At 62.7% G+C, this 3,291-nt stretch carries 5 protein-coding genes and 1 pseudogene; all 6 read right to left on the reverse strand.

Going from position 1 to position 3,291, the window contains the following annotated elements:
- Window positions 1-322: 322 nt before the first annotated feature.
- Complete coding sequence (locus tag NKI16_RS33855; RefSeq protein ID WP_352924790.1) at window positions 323-535, reverse strand: hypothetical protein; 213 nt, start codon at window positions 533-535, stop codon at window positions 323-325.
- Between the two features lie 396 nt (window positions 536-931).
- Window positions 932-1,048, reverse strand: a pseudogene (locus tag NKI16_RS33860) (hydroxymethylpyrimidine/phosphomethylpyrimidine kinase); the annotation flags it as partial.
- On the reverse strand, window positions 1,039-1,644 hold the full coding sequence (locus tag NKI16_RS33865) for a thiamine phosphate synthase (protein ID WP_352635140.1): 606 nt from the start codon (window positions 1,642-1,644) through the stop codon (window positions 1,039-1,041). The pseudogene NKI16_RS33860 and the gene NKI16_RS33865, both read right to left, overlap by 10 nt.
- Window positions 1,641-2,414 (reverse strand): thiazole synthase, encoded by a 774-nt coding sequence (locus NKI16_RS33870; RefSeq protein WP_352635138.1) that lies wholly within the window; start codon window positions 2,412-2,414, stop codon window positions 1,641-1,643. The genes NKI16_RS33865 and NKI16_RS33870 overlap by 4 nt, the downstream gene beginning before the upstream one ends.
- A gap of 1 nt (window position 2,415) precedes the next feature.
- Window positions 2,416-2,613, reverse strand: a complete 198-nt coding sequence (gene thiS / locus NKI16_RS33875; RefSeq protein ID WP_352503089.1) for a sulfur carrier protein ThiS — start codon at window positions 2,611-2,613, stop codon at window positions 2,416-2,418.
- Window positions 2,582-3,291, reverse strand: a 710-nt coding sequence (locus tag NKI16_RS33880) for an FAD-dependent oxidoreductase (protein WP_352924793.1), incomplete at its 5' end; no start/stop codon positions are given. The genes thiS and NKI16_RS33880, both read right to left, overlap by 32 nt.

Below are 3,291 nucleotides of genomic sequence, written 5' to 3' on the forward strand. Positions count from 1 at the left end.
CACCACCGTGCCATGGCCGCTCGCCCCTCAGAGCAAGCGCCGTTCTCTCTCCAAAACTTTTTGCAGAACCTTCAGCACACTATCACGATAGAGGCGATTTGGCCGCGACGGGCGGCCCCGCCGGCCGGGTGCCCCTCGTCCGGTACTACGGACCCCACTTGCGGGTTGTCTCCAGGTAGTCTCGTGCGCCTGCGCGTCTGCCGCCCAGCGCAGCTTGAAAAGGTGCTCCCGACCGAGCGGTGTCAGACGGGCCGCCTTGTGATTACAGCGCCGACGCACAGTCTGGCCGTACCGCGCGGCAATTTCGAGCGGCGAGCTTCCGCTAACGCCCACATTTGTCCGCTATTGCGGCGATGCATTCCTCGAGACGCTCCAGGCGGAATTTCGCAATACGAAGTTCATTCCCGGCTTCGAAACGTCGATGGCGCCCCTGAGGTGTGGTCGCCATGAGGTTGCGCTCCAGTTCGGCGATGTGCGCACGCACCTGTCGGGCATCGTCCTGACGCAATGCCTTGATCCACCCACGCCCGCGCATCAGTCTTCTGCCAGCACCCCAAAAGTCATGCGGAGTTATGCCACCGAGATCCTAATTTGCGGCAAGCCGAAACACTCGAAATTTAACGTCCGCTAATGCGAGGAAGACGAAACAGTCCGGCAAAATAGTCAATGCAGCGGACACGATTATCCGAGGCGGCTATCGTCTTGCCAATAAGGCCGAGCCTGAACCGGAAACCGACCGGAGACATGTGCCAGGAGCGCGTCACGACGCAAAACACCGACCGGGGGATGCGGGCGAGAAGTCCGTGTCCGGTCGAATCCCTCCAAGAGAAAACGCTCGATGCGAAGGTAGCTCAAGCGGTCGCCTTTTGCGGTTGGCTGAACGTATTGGGAGGGCGCGGCAGACCGAAATGGTCTCTTAGCGTTGCCCCGTCATAGTCGTGCGCATGCCAATGGAAGAGATCGTCTCGATATCACGTGCAATTCCAGCCCCACCGCTGGAGTCTGATCCGCCGACCACGAGCACATGCGGTTCTCGCCTCAGCGCCATGGCTTTGTCTTTTCGATCCATTCTCGCGTGCGCGCTTCGGGATCGGCATTCAACGTGATGTCGGTGACCACCGCCGCGCTGTCCGCACCAGCCTCGAAGACACCGTCGAGCCGGTCGGGGTTGAGGCCGCCGATGGAGACCAATGGGATCGGCGCCACCCGATGCTTCCACTCACTGATCCGCTCGAGCCCTTGCGGCGCCCATTTCATCTGCTTCAGGATGGTGGGATAGATGGGGCCGAGCGCGATATAGTCGGGCTCGGCAGCGATGGCCGTTTCCAGTTCGAGATGATCGTGCGTGCTGAGCCCGAGCTTCAATCCGGCGTACTTAATCGCCAGCAGGTCGGCCGCAGCCAAATCCTCTTGGCCGAGATGGACGAAGTCGCAGCCTTCCTCAAAGGCGAGCCGCCAATAGTCGTTGACGATCAGTTGGCAACCATGGACCGCGCAGACGCCGTTCGCGCGGCGGATTTCCGTCCGCAGCGTGGCCTCGTCCCTATCCTTGATGCGCAACTGAACCAGCTTGACGCCAAGTGGCACCAGCCGTTCGATCCAGGCGGCGCTGTCGACGATCAGGTAGAAGGGATCGAGCTTCATGAGAAAACCGCCCTGCCGAATGTTGGTGTCGATGGCACCGCGACGTCGCGGGGTTCGAGCATTCCCGAAAGGAAGGCTTCACGGCCGGCATCGACTGCCTTGCCGAATGCGCGCGCCATGCCGACTGGCTCGGCTGCCCTGGCGACCGCTGTGTTCAGGAGCACGGCATCAAAGCCGAACTCCATGACTGTTGTCGCGTGCGATGGCCGTCCGAGACCAGCATCCACGATCAGCGGGACATCAGGGAAATGTCCGCGCATCGAGCGCAGCGCCATGATGTTGACCGGCCCGAGGGCGGAACCGATCGGTGCGCACCACGGCATCAAGACCTTGCAGCCCGCCTCCAGCAGCCGCTCGGCGACAACAAGGTCGTCGGTGGTATAGGGGAATACCGAAAACCCATCCTCGCACAGGATGCGGGCGGCTTCGACCAGTCCGAACACATCCGGCTGCAGAGTGTCGTGGTTGCCGATCACCTCGAGCTTGATCCAGGTCGTCCCGAACACCTCGCGCGCCATTTGCGCGGTCGTGACCGCTTCCTTGACGGAGTGGCAGCCGGCCGTGTTGGGCAGGATTCTTGTGCCAAGCGAGCGGATCAACGACCAGAACTTTTCGCCGTCCCTGCCGCCGGCCATTTCACGCCGCAGGGACACGGTCACCACCGACGTGCCCGATGCCTGGACCGCATCGGCAAGGATGGCGGGCGATGGATATTGAGCCGTGCCGAGAAACAGCCGAGAGGGAAGCGTCGTCCCGAGAAGCTCGAACATGCTAGCCTCCCTGCATCGGTGAGAGGATTTCGATCCGGTCGCCCTCGCTCAACTGGAACTCCGCCCGGTTGGCTTTGTGCACGAGGTCGCTGTTGACGGCCGTCGCCAGCCAATCGCCTTCATAGTCGAGCGCGGCAAGTAGTTCGGCCAGCGTTGAGGCGTCAATCTCAAGCGCTTGGCCGTTGACGATCAGTTTCATCGGCGGGCTCCAAGGGTTTGTGGTGACTGAAGACGAGTTCGGCCGCCTGGCGCGCCATGGCGGGCGCGAGAAGAAAGCCATGGCGATAAAGCCCGTTGATCGCCACGGTGCTTTCGCGTGCTTCGACACGCGGCAGATTGTCGGGAAAGGCTGGACGGACGCCGACACCGGTTTCAACGATCTCGGCCTCGCCAAAGGCCGGATGGAGGGTATAGGTCGCGCCCAAAAGCTCCATCATGGAACGCGCCGTGACCCGTCCAGCGGACTGGCTCTCGATCATCGTCGCGCCGGCCATGAACTGGTGGTCAGCGCGCGGCACTACGTAGAGCGGAAAGCGCGGATGAAGCAGTCGGACCGGGCGCGAGAGCGAGACATCGGGCGTGCGCAGGATCAGCATCTCGCCGCGAACGCCGCGCAGTCGGTCGTCTATGGCGGCCATGCCCGTGCAGTCGATCTGACGACCGAAACCGGAGCCAAGCCGGGCGTCGGCGCCGAAGCGGAATTCGATGCCCATCGCTGCTAGTCTGTCATGCAGTGCCGCCATCGCCTGGCGCGGGTCGAGATGGGCTTCGTCGGGGAAGAGCAATCCACGACGGAAGCGGCCGGCGAGGTCGGGTTCCAGGAGCGCAATTTCGTCTTCATCGACACGCCGATGGCCCGACGTGCGGCTGGCGAAGC

Origin of the sequence: Mesorhizobium sp. M0698 (genome assembly GCF_040320455.1) — a bacterium.
In the GTDB taxonomy this organism is placed as follows: domain Bacteria; phylum Pseudomonadota; class Alphaproteobacteria; order Rhizobiales; family Rhizobiaceae; genus Mesorhizobium.